This is a genomic window from Pantoea sp. GbtcB22, assembly GCF_019091025.1.
Classification (GTDB): domain Bacteria; phylum Pseudomonadota; class Gammaproteobacteria; order Enterobacterales; family Enterobacteriaceae; genus Pantoea; species Pantoea leporis.
In genome coordinates, this window is the sequence record NZ_JAGXKB010000533.1 from 1 (window position 1) to 249 (window position 249).

General features: G+C 45.8%; 1 riboswitch.

Annotated features, from left to right (window positions below):
* Window positions 1–11: 11 nt before the first annotated feature.
* Window positions 12–146: riboswitch (molybdenum cofactor riboswitch) on the reverse strand.
* Window positions 147–249: the final 103 nt, after the last annotated feature.

The following is a 249-nucleotide window of genomic DNA, read 5'->3' on the forward strand; positions in this document are numbered from 1 at the left end:
AGGCATCTGTAAATTGTGGCACCTGACCACCTTTCCAAATTCGGGAGATGCAGGCATTTCTTTCTGCACCCTGGCAGCTCAAGGCTGCGGCCTTGCTTCCATATCTATACCGACTTAGGAAACCAGGCTTGGGAGTTTGTTGTCATTATGGACAACACGGTTAAAACGAATGGTAGCGCGATTACCGGTTAGCATCCATGAGTGATTTTCGCTATATATCTTGATGCATAACGTTTTTTCACCGCATTT